Genomic DNA, 21,713 nt, shown 5'->3' with positions numbered 1-21,713 from the left:
TTTGTCCTTCGTCCTTCGTCCTTTGTCATTTATAAGGGTTTAAGGTATATTTACGTTTCGTAATATAGTTTGGTTTATTTTTGCCGACTTACTTATTATGCAACTTAAATGCTCATTAGCTTAGTTGGCTCAAGTTATACTTGGGAGTGAGACTTGTTGAGTTGAATGAAAGCATAGGAGGCGATCGCTAAACTAACCTTTGCTTTCTCTATTTCTGATAAAGCTGTCCACTCGCTATCGTGAAGATTACTGAGTGCAGATAGCGGGTTTTGCGGTTCGCTACTTCGCATAGCGTAAGCAAAAGGACGAGCCAAAACTAAAAGATCCTCCGTTCCCCAACTTGGTAGTACTGCCTGAACGCACTCAACCAGTTGTTCGCCCATTAATTGGCGTGCAGCAAATATTTCAGCAGCTTTGGTAGCGATGGTGTTGAGCAATGTTTGGGGCACACAGGCAGAAAAAGTAGTAAGTAATGTTTCTTGAAGGTTAAGAACTGCTACCTGTTGTCGGTTTTCATCGTAGTCTGGCGTGGAAGTAATACCACACCAAAGTGTGTCTAGATGGCCGTAAAAATCTTGCGATCGCGTCGTCAGTTCTTCATCAAGCAAATCTTGCATTCCGAACTGTTGTTCTAGTTCCTGAAAATAAGCTTCTGATTCATCATCAACTGGATTCCAAGGGTAAGTAGCATCCTCTGGTTCCAGTAACGCTTCTAAAAACTCTAAATCTACTTGAGATGGCAAAGAGGAGAAAGTGTCTGATGTGTTAATTTGGTGAGCCATTTCTTCTTACCTGACGATTATTTGGTGGTATTTACAGCTACAATTCCCCAGAGGAGATTTCCGCAAAAATAGTTGATTTTTTCTACAGGAAAAATAGATTTTCAAAGCTGATGCTTAAGATGAAAATCAATTTCTGCAATAGCTCTGCTAGGAGTCTTCAACGACAAACTCCCAAGTTTCTCCTCTAGCACTTCCAAACTTTAACTGCATCCCCGATTTCAAGGGGACTTCCTCGCGGAGGATTTGTTGCCAACCATTAGGGCCTAAAAACCAGGTTGTCCCGTAGGTGGAAAAATCTTGCAAGTAGTAAGTTCGTACCAATGTAGAATCAGTAAGAGTATTGCGGCAAAAAATTTCGGCGTGGCGCTTGGATACAGATGGTTCGGGGATGACAATATCATTGTCTTTTGTGCGACCGATGCGGGTGACTCCATAACGCAAGAACCAGGTTTTACCTTCTGAGGTCAGCGATCGCAAAGAAGCAATGGGAAGGGAGGAACCGACATCAGGAATACCTGTGTCTGGTAGTTCCGTAATCCCTTCATCCAGGTTCTTAATGAGTTCGCCATTAAAATCTGGATGCAAATAGAGAACAGGCAAAGTCCAAGCAGGTTGATTAAATTTATACAGTGTTAGCAACTCTTGCCTAGCCTGTGCTACGGCTTCATCAATTGGCTTGTGCGATCGCAAAGCTTCGGTAAAGGCTTGAATAAAACTGTGGCTTTCGTGGTCAGCGATTTCGTCGCGCATTGCCAAAACCGCAGGCACGCCATGACGAATTAGTACTTCTGCTAAACTACTAGCAGGGATAGCTTGATGATTGATCGCAGCTGGTTGTGCGCCCCAACAGGCGTTGAAAACTGCTAGTTTCACCCCTGTGCGGGTCAAAACTTGCGCCAATTCTATGCCATTAAGGGGCTTGTCTGGTTGCAAAAACAGTAACCCACCGTCTGGATCTGGCAAACCATGTCCAGCGTAAAACAAAACATTGTATGCTTTGGTTTCTAATTCTTGAATTAACTCCTGTGGAGTTGGTTGTAAGAGTTGATTTACTATACAAGGTGCATATCTACCACCGACGGGCGTATCTACAAGAGTTTGCTGTAAGATAGCAGCTTCTTGTTCCAGTTGTAGGTTTTGATCATGACCTAAAACCAGCAGGATACTTAAAGCCTGGTCAGTTCGCAAATATGGTAAGGCATCAACTTCAGTGCTGGTGCGACTAAATAGCAAATCTTGAGAAAGAGACATCGCCGATTGACCCGGCTCACGCTGCATAATTTCCCAAGGGAAAGCGATGAGATCCGGGTCACGAATTTCTAGCCGAAAGCGCAAACGTGTATGCTGACCCATAGCAATACCGCGACTACGTTCTAGACTACCAAGAATTTGCCCATCAAATACCCAGCGCCATAAATTCATTCCCAAGTATTGCATTAGACGACTGCTGTAGGGGCCAGTGGTCTGACCTGAAGGGGATGAAATCCAATCTATGGGGAATGGGTTGGACTTTTGAGATGTTGAGTTTGGGGAAATATCTAGGCGACCATGACCAGCAAACATCTGCTGCCATTCTTGCCAGACTTGGGTCAGTTCTACAGGCCACATACAGTCACGTAAGACGTAGCCACTGGGATAGGGAGCCTTGACCACCCAAATGGCGAAATTGTCAGTGCCAGTGTTTAACAGACGGGCGATCGCCAAATTCAGGGATGGCATGGATTCATTAAACTAAAAGCTAAAAACAAATAATTTCAAATAACAATTATTCAAGGTAAAAATTTTCTACTTTTTGACCTTGTAAATTTTCACTCTGGTTGCTACCTGTTATTATTTCAGGTTTTTACCAGTTTACCCTGTATAAGATTTAAGTTGGACTGGTGTCAGGTGCAGGTGATTGAATCCCTGGGGGTGGCGTGGCGGTTGTACATGGATTTGCTGCGTTTGATTCTAAAACAGAGACGCTCGAAGGCTTTAGTTTGGAGAAGTCTAGCAATATTGTTGCTGGCAAAGGTTTTGAATTTGGTGGAACTGAGGTATTTACTGTTGAATTATTAGCTTTAGCTGGAATTTGTGTGCTTTTATTTGCACAGAGCCGCATATACACTTCCAAACCCCCAGAACTTGGTTTAGAACTTGGTTTTGTGTTGATAACTTCTAAAAAACTTCCACGGGGAAGAAATTGCTTGTTTGGCAAGGGGATTTGATTGTTGGTTTGAATTACCCAACCAGGAGAAAGGTTCTGAAGCGATCGCTCTGTGGGTGTCTCTTCGATAGTCGGGTTTTGAGTTTGTAAGGGATTGGAAAAAATGGGAAATTTCCCTGATTGCGATCGCAGTTGCTTCACGAACAATCCTAAAACCCCTACTGCGATCACAAATATTAACGGGACTATCCACTGTAGCGGTAATTGGAAAGTTTTGACAGGCTCCTTTTCGGGAATCACTTGAGTTTTGTGGTTTGAGCTACCTAAAACTGTCCCATCTGTGGCTTTGGACGCTAAATCAACAGTTTTGGCGGAATATGTCTCTGGAATGACTGCTTTGATCGTGATCTCTGGTTCCCAGTATTGAACTTGATAGTGGACTAAAGCGACGGTGACATTATCGTGTCCATTTTTAGCATTAGCGATTTCAACTAATTTATCCACAACATTTGCGATCTTTGCTTCTCCAACTAGAATTGGCAAGATTTCTGTTTCCCAGCACTCCTCTACCCGATCAAAATCACTCAAACCATCAGATGTGAGAAGAAAAACAGCATCTTCGTCGAGCATGAACCGTGCCGATGTGGGATGTAATGAAGTACTGGGCCCCATGCCCAAAGCCTGGACGAGAGAGCCAGCAGCACTCTGTTGCACAGCGTCGCGATAAATGGCATAACCTAGCCGCACTTCGCGGGAAGCGACATCATCATCGAGGGTCACTTGATAACAGCCGTGGCGTGTTATCCAGTAAGCACGACTATCGCCAACGTGGGTAATGTACATTTCATGTGCAACAGGCAATGCCATGACTAAAGTCGTACCCATACGCTGACGCCCTTGGCGATTTTCACTGTCATTGCGCTGACTAATTTTGTCATTGGCAATTGCTACTGCTTTTTCTAGGTCATTCAGCAGCAGTGAGGGATCTATGTGGTCGTAGGGAACTTTTGTGAGTTGCTGTACCTGCTGTTGGATCGCTTCAATAGCTAAATTGGAGGCGACATTACCACCTTCGTGCCCACCGATGCCATCACAGACAATTGCTAAGGCTGTTGGCTGGGGTGGTTTGCTCACGAAAGTTCCACTGGGGGGGCTACAGGCATCTTCGTTGCGTTGGCGATTTGGCCCGGTATCGGTTTTGGTGATAATTTTGATTGTGGGTGTTTGCGATCGCCCTAATTGTGCCAGTCCCTGGTCTAAAACTGTGATTAATTGATCGGTTGAGTTAATCTCTCCCTCAATTAACCAAAGGCTAACCTGATTCACAAATTCAGTTATCGCTGGTTTAGCATCACTAACTAACTGCTGCCAAAATTCGCCTAATTGCGGCAATTCTGGTGGTATTCCGGTATCGAAACGCAAATCCAACAAACGTACTAATGGCCCTTCTACTCGTAAGACATAGGATTCAAGCAAGCTAGAGGCCACACCTTCATTTGCAAGGGGTTGCCACAGATGAGCTATTTGCCATAACCAATTGAGTTGGCGCATCGATGTTGCATCACCCCAAGCGGTGGTTAACTCGCTGCTCAACTGCACTGGTTGGATTGTATCGTCTGCTAATAGTGGCAGTTTTAATAGTGGAGGTTTTTCTAAGAGTAATATTTCTCGATGGGAGGGGCCGTCAGCGAGAAAAAGCACTCCATATACCTGCGGTACGTGTAACCGGTAGGGAATCAGTCTCAGGTAAGCTTTTAGAGGCTGCAAATTATGTAACTCAGGCGTTAACGTTAATAAACCAGGTTTTGTATCTAAAACAACAAATTTATCAACGACTAAATAGCGATCGGCTAATATTTCTCCAAGGCTACCCACACTCGGGCCATCTACCACAGCCCAGAGATAATTTTTCGGTAGCGGTGTGGAACATCGCAGGCAAAACTTGTGAGTCAGGGGGTTGGCAGCCTGACAATCTTCATTTGGACAGTGGAGCGTTGCCGCGTCATTTTCCATAGTTTTCGCACGGGGAAGCGATTGGCAATTTCTTTAACAGCATTATTAGGGATAATCTAGACCGCTCATCTTTCTTAAACTTGACATACTCGGACTTTAGATGATGATGATTTTAGCTGGTGGATATCAGCAGGTGCTAATACTTACTTATCCAAAGAATACGCTCCCAAGTCAACCCTATAGCCTCATCATAGCTTCTATTGCCGTGCGACTCTCCATCGCCAAAGCAACTAACTCCAACCCTGTTACCAAAGCATAACCCAACCATAACTGCGCTATTTACTTTTGCCGAATTACCCCATGATCAAAAGGCAGAGAATGTTGGTATTTATTTAGTTTATAAGTTAGGATGCAAAAATTAACTTTAATTAAGAATTAAGAATAGCAAATATAATTTTGGCAAAAGTAGCTGGTGAATTACAGCAGTTCTCATATATTTTTTGAACCACATCTGTCGTCAGGGCACAGCAATGTTCCCTACCGCGTGGTCTATACTGCAATACACTTGGGTTAAGCATTTCTTCCCTCTCTCTTTCTTCTCTCTGTGCGCTCTGCGCCTCTGCGGTTCGTTAAAGAAAAAGAGTTTTAGCCCTTTTGTGAACCGTATTGGTCTACACTGCACACGGATTTGGAATTTTCCCCCTTCCCGCGTCGGGAAAGGGGTTAGGGGGTTAGGTTAATCATTAGCTTTTCCACGTGACCTGAATTGTCACAAGGGTTCAGCCAGACACCTACCAACTCATTGGCTTATTGTTTGTCGTCAATTGCAACTTGGGGGACTCCCATGCTGTAATTGGTAACACGAGCAGAGAGATTGTAACTGAGTTCGCCGAGTTGCAGGAGCGATCGCAGATAATGCTCTAAGTCTGACCCTACACGGCGTAAGTTATAGTCTGTAAGGTCAGCACCACTAGATGCTTCTACTAGTTCATCAAATTTTCGATAAACTTTTTGTAGTGCATCTTCATTCCAATTAAATTCGTTATCTGGGTCAATATCTAACGTTAAGACTTGTTGACTAGGAACCAATTCGCCATCCCGGTCAATTTCACCTGCAAAAATGCGGACATGGCGGGTCGTGGACTTGAGCAGCATTGGGTTATCCATAAAAGGGTGTAAGATTTGGGTGGATTACACTGAAATTATTGTAGACGCTATATCTAACGCTTGAATGCTCTCAATTTACAAGCTTTGAACGCAGTTTCAAAAGGGTATATTGAATAGGCATAAGTAAAAATATCACCTGTACTGATTAGCTTACTACTTCTCTTAGGAGTTGAAGACAAATTTAGTTGCTAGTACTGACAGTAGTCAAATTATTTTTATGTAAAAATTACTGGCTAGAGTATTTTCGTTTAGCGTACACAAACAAGTTAAAGCGGTGTAATCATCTGATCTCCTGCTCAAATTTTTGTACTCATCAAGGTCAAAAGACCGTAGGGTAAGGCACTCGCCGGAATAATTTTATCTGGATACATTTTTTTATGCAGAACAAAAATTTTTACCTTGATAATTATACTGATCAATTTCTTCGGAATTTCCTATTGAAAAAAAACGTACATCTAGTAATTTTACTGAATCAGGCTACATCCACCTCTGGCTTTAATAAACTTCGCAAAAATCAGGGATTTTACTTACGTATAAACACCAAAATTAGAGTAACAAGTCAAACTGTTGTTGACGTTCACATAAAGTTCGTGTAAAAACCTTTAAAAAGGTCGAACAACTTCTTACAGAAACTTTATTGTGTAGAATTTTAAAAACTGAATAATAGTTATGGCTTACCATAAGCTATATCTGGCACAGGAACATCAAAATCTAGAGAGTAAAAATTTAACTTGAAAATAAGACACAGGAGAGTGAAATGGAATACAAAGGTAATTGATGAAGAAAAATTCTTAATTCAAGCACTTTAGATTCAAAAAAGATATAAAGAATTTTGCTGGACATCTACCTCCTTACCCTCATGACCACCAAGTAAAGGAATCTCAATAGCTATGAACTCCAAAGCATTACCACGCCAGATAAATAATCTCGAAGTAGGTGTTTATGAGTGTGAAATACATCTCAAATTCCGGTTGATTGAGGAAAAGAGTCTATTGGGCGATCGCGAACAACTATTACAGGTGCTACTTGATGCATTAACTGAAGGTTGTGATGACTTTCTAGAGACGCTGCAAGCATCCGTTAAAGCGCAAGCTGTGTCTGAGTTTAAAGCCTCACCTCCAATGCGACGCCAGCTAATGCGCTTGCGTAATGCTGCTGACAATTCTCAAATCTAAAGGTGTAATTTAAGTATTGAAAAAGCGTGAATTGGGCATCAAATCAAATCTTGATCCCATACCCCCGTTGCCATAGAAACTAAGCAGCAAGTAGAATTCATTAAATATTGTGATTTCTACTTTGTAAAAGTCTTATTTCGCAGCACAAAGTCTCAGGAACAGTTTCCGCTATTGAAAACTTTGTAGCAAAGAGTACTGGTAGAATCTAAGAGCAAATTCAGCCGGGTGCATTTTACCGAGTTTTGATTAAAACTCGGTTATGGTTTAGAGCCAGTTACCGATTACGAATTACCGAGGAGCAAGGGGGGACAAGGAGACAAGGGGACAAGGAAAATAACCATGCCTAATACAACTCTACCAGAGGCTGCACTTCTCTACGAGAGGCTGCGCCAACGACTTACCTCGACTGCGTAGTCGAAGGCGAGTGCGTCCCGCTCTTAAGGGGAGTACAAGTGCCCAATAACTATTTAGCCAAACCGTGTTCTAAAGCAAAACGAACTAACTCTGTACGGCTATTAGTGCCAGTTTTACTAAACAAACGACTGACGTACTTTTCTACATTACGGACACTGGTTTCTAAGCGACGGGCGATTTCTTTGTTCATCAATCCTTCAGCGACCAAATTTAAAACACTTTGTTCCCTAGGGGTCAAATCAATTTTGAAAGGGGCTGGCGATTGGGAAATGGCATTTCTTTGAGTTAACAATGCCTTAATTTGGGCAATCTGATTGGCTAGTTCAGCAAGATCAGGGGTTTCACCGTCATCTCCAGTAGTTGCGGCCTTAGCGGCGCGGCGGGCTAGCAAATTTTCGACTATAGCTACTAACTCATCTGGATCAAAGGGTTTGGGAAGATAGGCATCAACACCAGCGTGATAGCCTTGGATGCGATCGCCTGTCATCCCTTTAGCAGTTAAAAATACTACCGGCAGTGCCTGAAAGCGGGGATCTTCTCGCACTTGCTTGAGGAACTGATAGCCATCTACCTGGGGCATCATGACATCGGAAATCACTAAATCAGGTGTATTCATCTGCATCCATTCCCAACCTTCAAGGGCGTTACTGGCGACTTGAACGCTGAAACCGCTCTCTTGCAAATAGTCTTTCACGGCTTCCCGTATCCCTGGTTCGTCATCCACCAGTAACAATTGTGCTGACATTTAAAATTTCCTTGAGTTTTCCTTTTTCCAATTTAGCGAAAGTTGGCAGGCATTGATCAGGAGCTAGAAGTTTGCAGCTTGGCTAAATTAAATTGCTAAATAATCTCCTCTACCGAAAATACTACTCTAAAACCACAAATTCTCAGTCCACCATCTGACTCATTCCAGCTACGACTGGCGCTGCGACAAAGTTCTGCACTGAAACTCCAAGAACCACCGCGTAGCACCCGGCGATGCATATCACCACCAACTTCCCAAGCTGTTCCATCGAAAGGTGCGTCGTTGTAATTGTTGTGCCACGAATCAGCACACCATTCCCAAACTAGCCCGTGCATATCGTACAATCCGAAGGCGTTAGCGACTTCAAAACTACCGACATTTGTTGTTTCTTTACGAAATTTGCTTTTTGGTTCCATAGTGCAGCTGACTAACTCAGGGGTAATGGTTTCGCCAAAGTGGAAAGATGTTGTAGTTCCAGCACGACAAGCATATTCCCATTCAGCTTCACTTGGTAAACGATAGTCGCGTCCAGTTTTTTCTGATAGCCTGAGACAGAATTCTACAGCCTCATACCAAGATACATTTTCCACTGGTCTATCTAAACCTTTGAATTTCGATGGATGGGGATTTAAAGCTTGTTTAACTTTAGGTAAAGCTGCGACTACTCTCCATTGTGCTTGAGTTATGGGAAATTTCCCCATAAAAAATGGTTCCACGGTAACTAGATGTTGAGGACGTTCCTCAGCATCCCCTTCAAATTCTGGTGAACCCATCATGTAAGTACCACCAGGAATTGATACCATTTCTAATGTCACAGACTTACTCAATTCTTCAGCAAATAAATTTGCATTGCAATTAATGCGGTTTACTTCTCTACCACCTGTGTCTACTGTCACTACGTCAAATTCAAAGGTTTCTAAGGGGGGTAATGGTACGATTACTTTTTGTGGTAGCGGCAATAATATAGATTGAGGCATCGAAACAATTTTTAGGGCAACAGGTTCAATGTTTGATGTTGCAAACTTCAAATCTTTGATAACTTCTACTGCTGTTTGATACCTTTCACTTGGTAAATGCTTGAGTAATTTATCTAAAATTTTCCCTAAGTCGTCGCTGATAGTAATACCTTTTTTATGTAAATGTTCGCGCCACAACCATTTAGCATTCATTGCATCATAAATAGGATCATTAACCTGTCCAGAAGCATCCTGCAAAGGCAAACATTGAGTTAAAAGACGCACACAAGTTACACCCAAAGCATACAAATCACTGCCATGACAAGCAAATCCAGCCATTTGTTCAGTTGGGGCATAACCAAGGGTATAAATTACTGTAGCTTGTCTTCCTATACTGGTTTGTGTTACCTGTTTAGCACCGCCAAAGTCAATTAATACGGGCTTTTTATCACTTGCACGGCGGATAATATTTTCTGGTTTGATATCCCGATGAATGACGTTATGGCGATGAATGAATTCCAGAACTGGCAATAAATCGGCTAAAAGTTCCCAAATTTGTTGTTCATCGTAGATTTGTTGCTGAACTTCTTGTAAGAGGGTTTTTCCTTGAATAAATTCTTGTACGAGATATAAGCTAGCTCCTTGTTCAAAATAAGCTAGTAACCTGGGAATTTGCGTATGATTTTCTCCCAGTTCATACAATCGAAAAGCCTCTTCTTTAAAAAATTCTGCGGCTTTGGTGCGTTGTCCTGTTCCCTGAAACTGCGGGAAGAATTGCTTGATGACGCAAGGGGCGTTTAGTCTGTCTACATCTTCTGTAGCATAGGTTCTACTAAATCCACCTTCACCTAAAAGTGTCAATACACGGTAACGGTTTCTGAGAAGTTTGCCAAAGTTGCTTTGTCCGCAACTCACGCAAAATCTATTGCTATCAGAGTTGAATGGATTTGAGCAATTGGGATTTTGGCAGATTTGCATAATCAGAGGGAAATAGCATCTTCTCCAAAGTTAGCCCCAATATTATCTAATTGAAAACAGTTATGTAGAGAAGCGAACACGGAAGTTTATTCATGTGTTTCAAACTATCTTTTACACGAGGATAGAAGAATGAATAAATAGAATTTATTTACTTATCTATATGAGGACACTGTGTTAGCAGAAGGTACGGTATATTGCCGTAATATTGGTGAGTCATGGCAAGCTTAAGAGGTTGTTTGAAAAGTCTAATTTATTACTAGCCCTGGCGACTAGAAGTCACGGCTACACAAACAAAACCTGCCTACGCAGGTTAAAATAATTCGTAATTAAGTTTTGTGTTAGCGACGCCAAAAGCGAGTCTGCGAACGCGCAGAGCGTCTCGTAGAGAGCGTCCGGGGATTTAGACCCCGACCCAAAACTTGCTTATTTATTGAACCGAGGGATTTAAACCCACAGTACTCGGTTAAAAACCTTAATTTTTCGTTAGTCCACGTTCGCGTAGGTGCGAAGGAAAGATGGATGAGAGTTTGTGTAGTAGCGAATTATATTCGCCTAATACTTTTCAAACAACCTCCTCTAATACACCCTGCATATTAATATAGCTGTTGTTCACTATCCAAAAAGTTCACAAAGAACCAAATCACCGATAATTTTTATTGCGAATTACAATTCTTATTTGAAATTTTTGTTCTCTCCAGAAGCGCGGATTAATTCAGCGATAAAAGCAACGATCGCAGAGACTGAAATTAACATGACACTGAGTGCGTTAATATCAGGCTTGACTCCTGTTCTAATCCGGCTAAAAATTTCCATCGGTAAGGTGTTAGAACCACTACCAGCAGTAAAACTGGCAATGAGAAAGTCATCTAAGCTGAGAACAAAAGCCAAGAGACAACCAGCTAAAATTCCAGGCATTAATTGAGGTAATAATACTTTGATGAAAGCTTGCGTTGGTGTAGCGCCTAAATCTAGTGCTGCTTCTTCTAAGTGGGGATCTAAATTGGTCAGTCGGGAAGCAACCACAAGTCCGACGTAGGCGAGACAAAACACTACATGGGCTGCAACTATTGTCCACAAACTTAAAGGTATGGCAAAGGCTGCTAGACATACTAGGGTAGCCACTGCGATCGCAATATCAGGAATAATCAATGGTAGGTAAGCAACACCCCAATACAATTTCTTACCAGGAAATTCGTAACGGGCCAACCCAACTGCCATCAAGGTTCCCAGCACTGCTGAAATTGCTACGGCACAACTAGCAACTATCATACTGTTTTGCAAAGCTGATAAGATGCGATCGTCACTGAACAACTTGCGATACCAATCGAGAGTGAATCCTTGCCAACTTGCGCTGTAGGGCGACCGATTGAAGCTATAAAACCCTAGTACCAGTATAGGCAGGTACATGAACACAAATATCAGCAGTGAGAAAACCGCCTGCCATAAGACACGCGGTTTTTTGAGAGATGGAGAGATATTCACGATTATATGTGATTTTATTAATAGCAATACAAAACATCATACCTCATGCAATATGTCAATGAGTCAATACACTCTGACCTCTCTCCTAAGAGGAGAGACAATACACTTGGGTTAAGCATTTCCTCCTTCTCTCTATGTTCTCTGCGCCTGGAGTGGTAGCCTGCGACAAGCCGCAACTCTTACCAGACGCACTCGCGTTTGCGTCTACGTAAAAAAAAGAGTTTCAGCCCTTTTGTGAACCGTATTGAGAGAAGAGAGGCTTTGAATCTTACTCCCCAACGCTACAAGGGGGTTAGGGGGTTAGGTTTTTGGTGGACTTTTCCATATAACCTGAATTGTCAGAACGGTCAACAGGGAAAAGGGAAATCCCCTTCTGATTTCAAACTACCTCCTTTAAAAAAATTTACCAATTGAGCGGCTACAGGTTATTCTTTAGAGTACGGAAAGCCGCCCAAAGAATATCTGCGCACTTTATTCTTTAATTAAAATTTGTAAACTAAATAATTGGCAAGCGATATTAGATATTTTTCGCTAATTATCACCATTTAGCTGAGATTTTGACGATTAGATGAAATTCCTATTTCTAAAAAGAATTATATTTAAAACTTTACCGAATCACTAAAAATTAAGAAATTAGAATGGATTTACCTCTTTAGGAGTGGGTAATTTCCGTACTAGGATAGACGAAAAATATAGAAGTAAAAGCATAAGATTTGAAGGAAATTGTTGATAAGTTTAATATCTGAAGTTACTTTCTGATGCCAAGTGGAACAATTACAAGCACTACAATAACAGAAAGAAGAAACTTCTAATTCAAGTTTTATTTGTTAGGAGGTTTATGATGCGAATTGCTCAAATAGCTCCATTGTGGGAGAGAGTTCCACCTCCAGCTTATGGTGGTGTAGAGTTAGTGGTGGGCTTACTGACCGATGAATTAGTCCGACGCGGACACGAAGTAACTTTATTTGCATCGGGAGATTCTATTAGTCTGGGAACACTAACGTCAGTTCATCCCCGTGCCCTCAGACTCGATACTACGATCAAAGATTACAGCATTTACGAGATGCTGAATCTAGCTTCAGTTTATGAACGCGCAGAAGAGTTTGATATTATTCACTCCCATGTCGGACATGGGGCTTTAGCTTACGCAAATCTCGTCACAACCCCTACGGTTCACACGTTGCACGGTACTTTTAACCCTGACAACGAAAAGATGTTTAGTTTTGGGAAAAAACAACCCTACGTCAATATTTCTAATGCACAACGGGAACCAAGATTAGGGTTGAACTGTATAGCGACGGTCTACAACGGGATTGATGTTAGCAGTTATGAGTTTCACTCCCAACCAAAAGATCCGCCCTACCTGGCGTTTTTAGGTCGGATATCTCCAGAGAAGGGACCGCACTTAGCCATAGAAATTGCAAAAGTTGCTGGTTGGCATTTGAAAATGGCAGGTAAGATAGATGTCGTTGATGCTGAATACTTTGAGAAGGAAATTAAACCCCACATTGACGGTGAACAAATTGAGTATCTGGGTGAAGCCAACCATGTTCAAAAAAATGCTCTGATGGGAGGTGCGGTAGCAACTCTGTTCCCCATAACTTGGCGAGAACCTTTTGGATTAGTGATGATTGAGTCAATGGCTTCGGGTACGCCAGTGATTGCAATGAAATTGGGGTCTACTCAGGAGGTAATTTCCCACGGCAAGACGGGTTTCCTCTGCAATAATATTCAAGAGTGCATCAGTGCTATTGATCGGGTGATAGAGTTAGACCGCTATACCTGTCGCCAGTATGTCGAAAACCTTTTCAGCGTTGAGCATATGACTGATGGGTATGAAGCCGTTTATCAACAAATAATAGCAGAACGATTTTCTCAAAATGGGCGTTTTCACAGTTTGGTTGATTTGGCTAGCGATCGCATTTAAATATCGCATTCATGTAATTTTACAACCCTGGCCAATGGAATTTGCACAGTTTAGGGGAAGACAAACAAAGCTTTCCTCTGTCCCTTTACGGAAAAGCTTTTTCTAATTAAAACTTACGCACAAGAGATCACCCAATCCCCCTGAAAATGAGGGATGGGTGACAATACTGCGTAGGTTTTGGAATTTCTTGGTTGAGGCAAGCTGTTCAATAGCCGGGGGAGAAATGGAGGCTGGCGTTGATTTTTGCCTCCCCTGCAACGCCAGCCTCAAGAGCTTATCCGAGCAGTATTGGGATGGGTGATGATTTCAACTCGCCCAATTGATCAGCAAGCCTCTTGCTCTTACGGGTGCAATAACTCTGGGAATCATAACTGATTATCTGGACATGATAAGTAAGTTGGCGCAAAAAAATAAAAGTATGTTACGAAACGTAAATAGCCTTAAAATCTTTACTATTGACTAATGACAAAGGACAAATGACAGCCTTAGCCAGTTAGCTTTAATTGCGCCGACCTACTTATAGGGTATAATTAACCCCAACAATTCAGAGTGCTTGTCAAATATTAACCTACTTGCTAGTACTGCTAAAGTATGTGATATGTCTAAATCTGCAATCACCGTTACCGTCAAGTTGTTCGCTGCTTATCAAGAAGCCTTTAGAGTTTCGGAACTGGTGCTGGAATTTAGCAAAAGTATGCCAGTCAAAGCAGTATGCGATCGCCTCATAGTTGAACACCCTGAACTCTCCCAATGGCGTGATCTCACCCGTTTTGGGATTAATCTAATATTTGTCGAGCCGGATACCCTACTACAAGATGGGGATGAAGTCGTGCTGATTCCACCAGTTAGCGGCGGCTAGGAAAAAAGTTAGGAGTATTGAAAAAATCCGAACATACCAGGGGTAAAAGGATGAAATTGTCAGGAATTTGAGGACTTAAGTACGTTGGTGCGAAAAAATTCAAGTATGTTATGAAACGTAAATAACCTTAAAACCCTTACTAATGACAAATGACGAATAACAAATGATAGCCTTAGCCAGTTAACTTTAATTGCGCCTACCTACTTAGCAGTTAGGTTCACTAAGTGATCTAACTGTTGCTGCATCTGACTAACAACTAATTCATAACATTCATTGACATAGTGGCGATCGCTGGCTGCTTCAGGCCCGTAGCGTTCAAATGCAATTGGTGGACAAATCCGCGTGTACATATTCACAGGTAATGGAATGTTGGGTAACGGGCCAATTGCTAATCCCCAAGGCAGCCCAAGATAGATCGGAAAAACTTCTGGGTCAATCCCAAACAGCCAAGGCATCCCCCACTCGTGCAGTTGCTGCACAATTTTGTAGCAGTCAGCGATCACAATCAGCGTATCGTGAGCGCCCCAGGAAATTACAGGTACAATCGGCACATTTTCCCGTAACGCTAACTTGATAAATCCTTGCCGTCTTGCCAAGTAGATTTTGTTACGTAAAGAATGTGGTCGGAAGACATCTTCGGCTCCACCTGGATAAACTAGCACACTAGATCCAGAGTGCAAGGCAGTGTAAGCCATTTTTGGATGAGCGATGATTGCTCCAGCCTTAGCGGCTAGTTGCGCTAGTGGCTGGCTAACCTGCCAAGCCTTGGGATGCATCAAACCATAAATGGGTTGCTCGACACCAAATCGTTGAAACCAGTCGTACATCATCATTGCCATATCGGGCGCAGCGAGTCCCCCATTGTGCGAACCAACAAATAGGACTTTTTGTTGCGATGGAATATTATCCCAGCCACTAGTTTGAACTCGAAAATAGTAGTGATACAAAAAGCCCAACAGGGGCATCAGAGATTCTATGAACTTTGGATCTCGCTCATCCAAAGACCAACCGGGTTTTGTGTTTAAGAGATGTTGCTTTTTTGACATCGATGCATTCTAACAGGATTGGCAAAGTTCAAACAATCCTTTATTAGATATAACCTGGTTCTGTTTAATTTTAAGTCAGCGATCGCCTAACCATTGCTACATCACAGCGATTAATTTGGTGAGTCTAAGTAGGTCGTCGCAATTAAAGCTAACTGCCTAAGTTGTCATTTGTCATTGGTCAGATGGCAGAGATTTTTTTAAAAGCGATCGGATCTATGCATTGCATGGAATACAGACCTAACCCCCAGCCCCTTCCCTTCAAGGGAAGGGGAGTAAGATAGGACTTACGCAAGTGTCACAAAAAATAAAAGCTTTTAGTTTGTAGTAAGGGCTACCCTACGGGAACGCTCCGCGAACAGCCCTGATGAAAGAGGACTAAAGTCCTCTGTTCTCTTCTTAGGCTGCACTTCGACTACGCAGTTCGACTGCGCTACTTCGACTACGCTCAGTACAAGTCACCGTAAACTCAGTGACCACGCCAACGAGACGCACTCGCATTCACTACAAACTCAAAATAATATGCCAGTTGCGTAAGTCCTATAAGATTCAAAGCCTCTCTCCTCTTAGGAGAGAGGTTTGGAGAGAGGTCAAAACTGTACTGCACCCAAGGGAGAACCGCTACAGATTTGCGTTTACACCGTAGCTTAAAGCGTCAGGAAGGGGGTTAGGTACAAGGTGAATTAATTGTTGGGTTCCAAGTGCCGTGGAAGCTGTGGGGAATAACGTTAGGTAATCCTAGTTTGCAAATGGGTTCTTCATCCAAGCGATCGCTATCAAATACCCAGACTTCGCTACTATGAGAATTCCCATCGTATACAACGGTTAATACCCAGCCTTGATCAGGGTTGTGGGCGTCTTCGGCATGGATGGGTTCTGAGGGATAGCGGTTTTCTCCTAAGTCTGCTTCGATGAGGGTTTCGGTTTTGTAGTCGAAGCGGGCGATCGCACCGAACCATTCTTTGTCTATATCCCCTCTTTGGGGCATTAATGATATGTAAGTATAGCGCCAAGGTTGCCCAACTTGGCATCGCTGCACTACAGGAAATTCACACTTGCGGTTGACAACTTCCTGTATTGCTGTCACTTTGCCAGTTTGAGGATTGAGACGTACTTGCCACAATGTTCCTCTAGGAACTGCGTGCGTCTCACCAGTTGCGAATTCTCTGAGATACTCATTAGTTTGGTGAAAATCTGCATATCGCACCATGTCCACAATCACGGAACCGTCTTGATCTTCATAGCCATTGCCAAAATGCCAATTAAACCAGGGATCAGTTTCACCACGACTAACTAAGGATAAGTTTTCCCGATCAAAGATTAATACCTGGGTTCCTAACTGAGGTTCCCACAACAGAGATTCACTAAATGTAGTCATACCTAGCATCAGTGACAGCATTTTCATCCGCATCGGTGGCATGAAAAACACCAGATATCTTTGAGTTAAAACAAAATCATGCATGATAGAGTAGCGATCTAGCTTAAAAGCAGTTTTTTGGATAATTTTGCCAGTAGCATCGCTTTTGTAGAGATTCAGTTGTACAGAACTTCCGATACTGATTCCAAAGTTAAAAATCTCGCCTGTTTGGGAATCACGCTTGTAATGAGCAGAATAAGGTAATCCGTTATCCAAAGCACCTAAATCATCCAATCCCTTGGTTTCTAAAGTTTGCAAATCAAGGGCATAAGGATTGCTTACTTCCCATAAAGCCAACAGTTTATCAGGTAAAGCCAACACTGACGTATTTGCTGCATTCTTAATCTTTTGACCCCAGCGCTTCCAGATGGGCCCTGGCCTATGCATCCCATAGATACCATAAAGAAAGCTATCGGCTTGAGTTTCAGCTTGATATTCTGCTGTTTGCACATAGCGATAAACTCCGGTGACTCCTCCATCCGTGAAATGGACTGCGAGAATTGCCCCATCTCCATCAAACCAGTGTCCCACAGGATTGCCACCGCGTTCTAGCCGACCCGGGCCATTGCGGTAAAGAGTGCCACGCAAGCCATCTGGGACTTTGCCAAAAATAATTGACAGTTGGGTGAGGGGAAATTCTTTTGCTGGTTCTGCGATCGCACTTGCCCAAGCTTTTTTTGTTGACTTTTTAGTAATAGTATGCATTTTAAAATATTACTTGCCACATTGATGTAGATAATTGCATTCTTACATTGTTGCAATTTTTTAATCCCCTCCCCGCTTGCGGGGCTACAATGGTTGTACACAAGTCTTTTGACCTGCAATAGCATTGCATCGACTGACAATAGCATTGCATCGACTGACAATAGGATTGCATCCACTGACAATGGCATTGTACCGACTGACAATGGCATTGCACCGACTGACAATGGCATTGCACCGACTGACAATGGCATTGCACCGACTGACAATGGCATTGCATCGGCTGACAATGGCATTTTTCTCGTTCCGATACTCTGCATGAGAACGAGGAAAGCTTCATCCCAGCAATCGGGTCATGGGAAATCTTTACGATAAAATTCCGTTAACCTAGACGCCTTTCATCCCCTTGTCCAAAGTCCAATATATAACAATACAGTTCAGTTAAGGCTAAAACTCTTTGCCAAAGTCAATTTTTTTAACGAACCGCCAAGGACGCCAAGGACGCAAAGAAAGAGAAGAAAGAAATGCTTAACCCAAGCGTATTGCAATATATAAGCGTTGTTGGTTTAACAAAAGCTCTTTCTCACTACTCTGGTAAAAAATGCTGAAACTATTAAGATTAGAAGCATCTGCCTACTAAATACTTACTAATCTTTCCCAGCCATGCCTCTGTCACGGATAGTAACGCTGATTGTTGGTCTGATCGTCATTTTGGGGCTAGCCCTATGGCTAATTGATTCCCTATCACGCCTCTATTGGCAATTGTCCTATTCGCCGTTGCTAGGCAATTTGCTGCTGTTATTGCTGATTATCCTGATTGGAGCGTTGGTTGCAGCTTTTGTCTATTATGTACTGGTGATGCGATCTGGGTCAAAGCGATCGCGCCGCAACCCGAAGCGAGTGACTGCGGCACAAATTCCTGCTGCTAAATCTGACGCTGCTTCTACAACTCTCCAGGCTGTAAAGCAACAGGTAGGGCAAATTCAAGATGAAGTAGCACGTCAAGCTTTATTAAGCCGATCGCGAGAGATTGAAGCAAACTTAGCACGGGGCGAAATTCAAGTAGTGGTATTTGGTACGGGGAGTGCCGGTAAAACTTCCCTGGTAAATGCGATTATGGGACGCATGGTTGGTCAGGTGGATGCACCAATGGGTACAACTCAAGTTGGAGAAACCTATTGTTTGCGGTTGAAAGGATTAGAACGCAAGATTTTAATTACAGATACGCCAGGGATTTTAGAAGCAGGGGTGGCGGGAACGGAACGAGAACAAATGGCGCGAGAACTGGCAACGGAAGCAGATTTACTGTTGTTTGTAGTGGATAATGATTTACGACGCTCAGAATATGAGCCGTTACAGGGGTTGGCAGAAATTGGCAAGCGATCGCTCCTAGTTCTTAACAAAACTGATTTATATACAGATGAAGATAAAGAATCCATCCTTGCTAGATTGCGTCAACGGGTACGGGGATTTATTGCTACTAATGATGTAGTAGCGATCGCTGCTAATCCTCAACCTGCAAAACTAGAAAGTGGCGAAACCTTTCAGCCGGAACCAGATATTGTGCCGTTACTGCGGCGCACGGCTGCGGTTTTACGCGCCGAAGGTGAAGATTTAGTAGCGGATAATATTCTTTTACAATCTCTGCGATTGGGAGACGAGGCGCGAAAACTCATCGATGGCCAACGTCGCCGTCAAGCTGACAAAATCGTCGAACGGTTTCAATGGATTGGTGCTGGTGTAGTATCAGTCACGCCGATACCAGTTGTAGATTTATTGGCGACAGCCGCAGTCAACGCTCAAATGGTTGTGGAAATTGGCAGAGTCTACGGCTGTGAATTAAATATGGAACGGGGACGAGAGTTAGCCCTTTCTTTAGCGAAAACCATCGCCAGTTTGGGTATTGTTAAAGGAGCGATTCAATTATTATCTACAGCTTTACAACTTAATGTTGCCACCTTTATTATTGGTAGGGCGATCCAAGGCGTGACAGCAGCTTATTTAACGCGAATTGCGGGTAAGAGTTTCATTGAATATTTTCGTCATGACCAAGATTGGGGTGATGGTGGGATGACGGAAGTTGTACAGCGACAGTTTCAAATTAATCGCAGAGATGAATTTATCAAGGCTTTTATTCAAGAAGCGATCGCACGCGTAGTGAAGCCGTTGACAGATAAAAGTGAGTCGATGGAGGAAGAAGAAACTAAAGAATAATCTCAATAACTATAAACCAATGACACGTAGGGTGCGTTACGCTGTCGCTAACGCACCCTACAAATACTTAATTTTGTTCATAAATCAAATCGGACTGCTATAAGTAGGGTTTGCTGAAAAAAGTCAAGTATGTTACGAAACGTAAATAAGCTTAAAACCTTTACTAATGACAAATGACCAATGACCAATGACAAATGACAGCCTTAGCCAGTTAACTTTAATTGCGCCAACCTACTTATCATCAATAGTTGAGAAAGAGCGATCGCTCTTTCTTTTTCACAGTGTGTACTCGCCTACGCCCAAAGTCTCAAAGAGTTGCAGCTTGTCGTTACACATCGCTTAACTTTTGGAACACCTTGTAAACAAGAAATGTTAGATTTATTTATTCCTACTTATCTAATTTTTGTAAAACCAGATACATTAAATGGTAGTTTAGTAGCAAAGGAACCAAAAAGCATGGCCGTTAGTAGCCCTGAAGCCATTCGTCATATATTGATCGGGCTGGGATATTTAGCTCCTGAGATTGATCCCAAGCCGGATTTGACTAAATTTGCTCCCTGGAAGCGGAATAACAACTCCTTGACAGATGATCCTACTGAAGAAGCTATTAAAAAGTTTCAGAAACAGTACTCACAAAAACTTACGGTTAATGGTAACGCTGATTCGGAAACTCGAACTGTAATGGAAGATACAGTCAAAGGGCTTCAGAATAGATTGAAGTTTCACGGTTTTGCAAGCAATGCTGAAATTCCTCCAGACAAGCCTTTTTATGGGCCAGCTACTTATACAGCAGTCAAGAAATTTCAAAAATCTCAGGGTTTAACTGAAAATGGCATTGCCACTATTGAACAGCGTCAAATTCTACAGAAACCTAGTCTAACAGATAAGCCTCAGCCCCAGCCCCAGTCACAACTCAAGCTGATAGATTTGTGGTTCCAATTCAAAAAAAATCCTCAAAATCCTTCTTACATCGCTGCGTTAAATAATTTACAACAAAATCTACCCAAGGACGTTTTACACAAAGTTACTAACAAATGGAGGGGAACAAATGATCAAAATCCTGAGATTGTCAAGCTGACGAATCTGTTTACTTATTATGATGACAACAATGCAAACCATCGTGATGCACTAAATCACTTACAAAGTCAGATTACCCCGGCCATTTCTCAAGCATTTTTAAGTCTGTGGAATAAAAAGTAAATTTTTGCTTAAATCTCTTCCCTCAGCCCCAGCCCCTCTCCCATGTTTGGGAGAGGGAAGACATAATTTTAGTTCCCCGAATCCCATGTTTGGCAGAAGGGGTTAGGGGATGAAGGCTATCAAGGTTTTTGCACATTTGGGATATTCCCCAGGGCAAACCCATCTTAATTAGTCTTGACAAAAATCTTAATTAATGTATCAACGGGAGAACAAGAATTTATTGTTTGATTGATTTTTCAGGGGTTAGGGCGATCGCTTAAAGTTTTCTCAATCGCACTTTTTTGGGGTCGTCTAACAAAATCGCATCGCATTGCTCCCCCCGTCGCTAAACAAAATATCACACTTGGTGTATTATCACGAAATCAATTGCTACTTTATTCAATAGTGTCAATTGACTGTGCTTGAGTCTCAAGCTATCACATACCAATTATAGCGGTTCTCGCTTGGATGCAATACAGTTTGACCTCTCTCCAAACCTCTCTCCTAAAAGGAGAGAGGCTTTGAATATTACTCCCCTTCCCTTGCAGGGAAGGGGCTGGGGGTTAGGTCTGTA

At 42.5% G+C, this 21,713-nt stretch carries 15 protein-coding genes; 6 read left to right on the top strand and 9 right to left on the bottom strand.

Features of this window, described 5'->3' with window-relative positions; genetic code table 11:
- Nucleotides 1–134: 134 nt before the first annotated feature.
- The 4 genes from LC605_RS17095 to LC605_RS17080 all read right to left on the bottom strand — a co-directional run bounded on the left by LC605_RS17095 (nucleotide 135) and on the right by LC605_RS17080 (nucleotide 6,048).
- The gene (locus LC605_RS17095) at nucleotides 135–782 is read right to left on the bottom strand and encodes a hypothetical protein (RefSeq protein ID WP_229548713.1); all 648 of its coding nucleotides are present in this window, start codon (nucleotides 780–782) and stop codon (nucleotides 135–137) included.
- A gap of 147 nt (nucleotides 783–929) precedes the next feature.
- The gene (locus LC605_RS17090) at nucleotides 930–2,501 is read right to left on the bottom strand and encodes a CHAT domain-containing protein (protein ID WP_229548712.1); all 1,572 of its coding nucleotides are present in this window, start codon (nucleotides 2,499–2,501) and stop codon (nucleotides 930–932) included.
- A gap of 148 nt (nucleotides 2,502–2,649) precedes the next feature.
- Nucleotides 2,650–4,941 carry a PP2C family serine/threonine-protein phosphatase gene (locus LC605_RS17085; RefSeq protein ID WP_229548711.1) on the bottom strand — a complete coding sequence of 764 codons (2,292 nt, stop codon included), beginning with the start codon at nucleotides 4,939–4,941 and terminating at the stop codon, nucleotides 2,650–2,652.
- A 747-nt stretch (nucleotides 4,942–5,688) separates the two neighbouring features.
- On the bottom strand, nucleotides 5,689–6,048 hold the full coding sequence (locus LC605_RS17080; RefSeq protein WP_229548710.1) for an NAD(P)H-quinone oxidoreductase subunit M: 360 nt from the start codon (nucleotides 6,046–6,048) through the stop codon (nucleotides 5,689–5,691).
- A gap of 890 nt (nucleotides 6,049–6,938) precedes the next feature.
- Here LC605_RS17080 and LC605_RS17075 point away from each other — a divergent pair.
- Nucleotides 6,939–7,223, top strand: a complete 285-nt coding sequence (locus tag LC605_RS17075) for an Npun_R1517 family heterocyst differentiation transcriptional regulator (RefSeq protein ID WP_229548709.1) — start codon at nucleotides 6,939–6,941, stop codon at nucleotides 7,221–7,223.
- A 463-nt stretch (nucleotides 7,224–7,686) separates the two neighbouring features.
- Here LC605_RS17075 and LC605_RS17070 read toward each other — a convergent pair whose 3' ends face one another.
- From LC605_RS17070 to LC605_RS17060, 3 genes are all read right to left on the bottom strand, one after another.
- Entirely contained in the window at nucleotides 7,687–8,382 is a 696-nt protein-coding gene (locus tag LC605_RS17070) for a response regulator transcription factor (protein ID WP_229548708.1), read from the bottom strand.
- A gap of 95 nt (nucleotides 8,383–8,477) precedes the next feature.
- Nucleotides 8,478–10,316: a bifunctional serine/threonine-protein kinase/formylglycine-generating enzyme family protein gene (locus LC605_RS17065; RefSeq protein ID WP_229548707.1), complete on the bottom strand. Its 1,839-nt coding sequence runs from the start codon at nucleotides 10,314–10,316 to the stop codon at nucleotides 8,478–8,480.
- Nucleotides 10,317–10,988: 672 nt separating this feature from the next.
- A complete protein-coding gene (locus LC605_RS17060; RefSeq protein ID WP_309143267.1) occupies nucleotides 10,989–11,798 on the bottom strand; it encodes an ABC transporter permease in 810 nt (269 codons plus the stop codon).
- An 841-nt stretch (nucleotides 11,799–12,639) separates the two neighbouring features.
- Between LC605_RS17060 and LC605_RS17055 the strand changes: the two genes are divergently transcribed.
- Nucleotides 12,640–13,725 carry a glycosyltransferase family 4 protein gene (locus LC605_RS17055; protein ID WP_229548717.1) on the top strand — a complete coding sequence of 362 codons (1,086 nt, stop codon included), beginning with the start codon at nucleotides 12,640–12,642 and terminating at the stop codon, nucleotides 13,723–13,725.
- 598 nt (nucleotides 13,726–14,323) lie between these two features.
- The gene (locus LC605_RS17050) at nucleotides 14,324–14,584 is read left to right on the top strand and encodes a MoaD/ThiS family protein (RefSeq protein ID WP_229548706.1); all 261 of its coding nucleotides are present in this window, start codon (nucleotides 14,324–14,326) and stop codon (nucleotides 14,582–14,584) included.
- A 200-nt stretch (nucleotides 14,585–14,784) separates the two neighbouring features.
- On the opposite strand, the gene LC605_RS17045 is transcribed toward LC605_RS17050, so the two are convergent.
- Nucleotides 14,785–15,630, bottom strand: a complete 846-nt coding sequence (locus tag LC605_RS17045) for a lysophospholipid acyltransferase family protein (RefSeq protein ID WP_229548705.1) — start codon at nucleotides 15,628–15,630, stop codon at nucleotides 14,785–14,787.
- 664 nt (nucleotides 15,631–16,294) lie between these two features.
- On the bottom strand, nucleotides 16,295–17,749 hold the full coding sequence (locus LC605_RS17040) for a carotenoid oxygenase family protein (RefSeq protein WP_229548704.1): 1,455 nt from the start codon (nucleotides 17,747–17,749) through the stop codon (nucleotides 16,295–16,297).
- A 108-nt stretch (nucleotides 17,750–17,857) separates the two neighbouring features.
- Between LC605_RS17040 and LC605_RS17035 the strand changes: the two genes are divergently transcribed.
- The 3 genes from LC605_RS17035 to LC605_RS17025 all read left to right on the top strand — a co-directional run bounded on the left by LC605_RS17035 (nucleotide 17,858) and on the right by LC605_RS17025 (nucleotide 21,160).
- Nucleotides 17,858–18,121, top strand: a complete 264-nt coding sequence (locus LC605_RS17035) for a hypothetical protein (RefSeq protein WP_229548703.1) — start codon at nucleotides 17,858–17,860, stop codon at nucleotides 18,119–18,121.
- A 288-nt stretch (nucleotides 18,122–18,409) separates the two neighbouring features.
- Nucleotides 18,410–19,960 carry a YcjF family protein gene (locus LC605_RS17030; protein WP_229548702.1) on the top strand — a complete coding sequence of 517 codons (1,551 nt, stop codon included), beginning with the start codon at nucleotides 18,410–18,412 and terminating at the stop codon, nucleotides 19,958–19,960.
- A 369-nt stretch (nucleotides 19,961–20,329) separates the two neighbouring features.
- Nucleotides 20,330–21,160, top strand: a complete 831-nt coding sequence (locus LC605_RS17025; RefSeq protein WP_229548701.1) for a peptidoglycan-binding domain-containing protein — start codon at nucleotides 20,330–20,332, stop codon at nucleotides 21,158–21,160.
- Nucleotides 21,161–21,713 lie beyond the last annotated feature (553 nt).

Origin of the sequence: Nostoc sp. CHAB 5836 (genome assembly GCF_020829445.1) — a bacterium.
Taxonomy (GTDB): domain Bacteria; phylum Cyanobacteriota; class Cyanobacteriia; order Cyanobacteriales; family Nostocaceae; genus Nostoc.
This window is presented reverse-complemented; position numbering and strand designations above follow the sequence as displayed.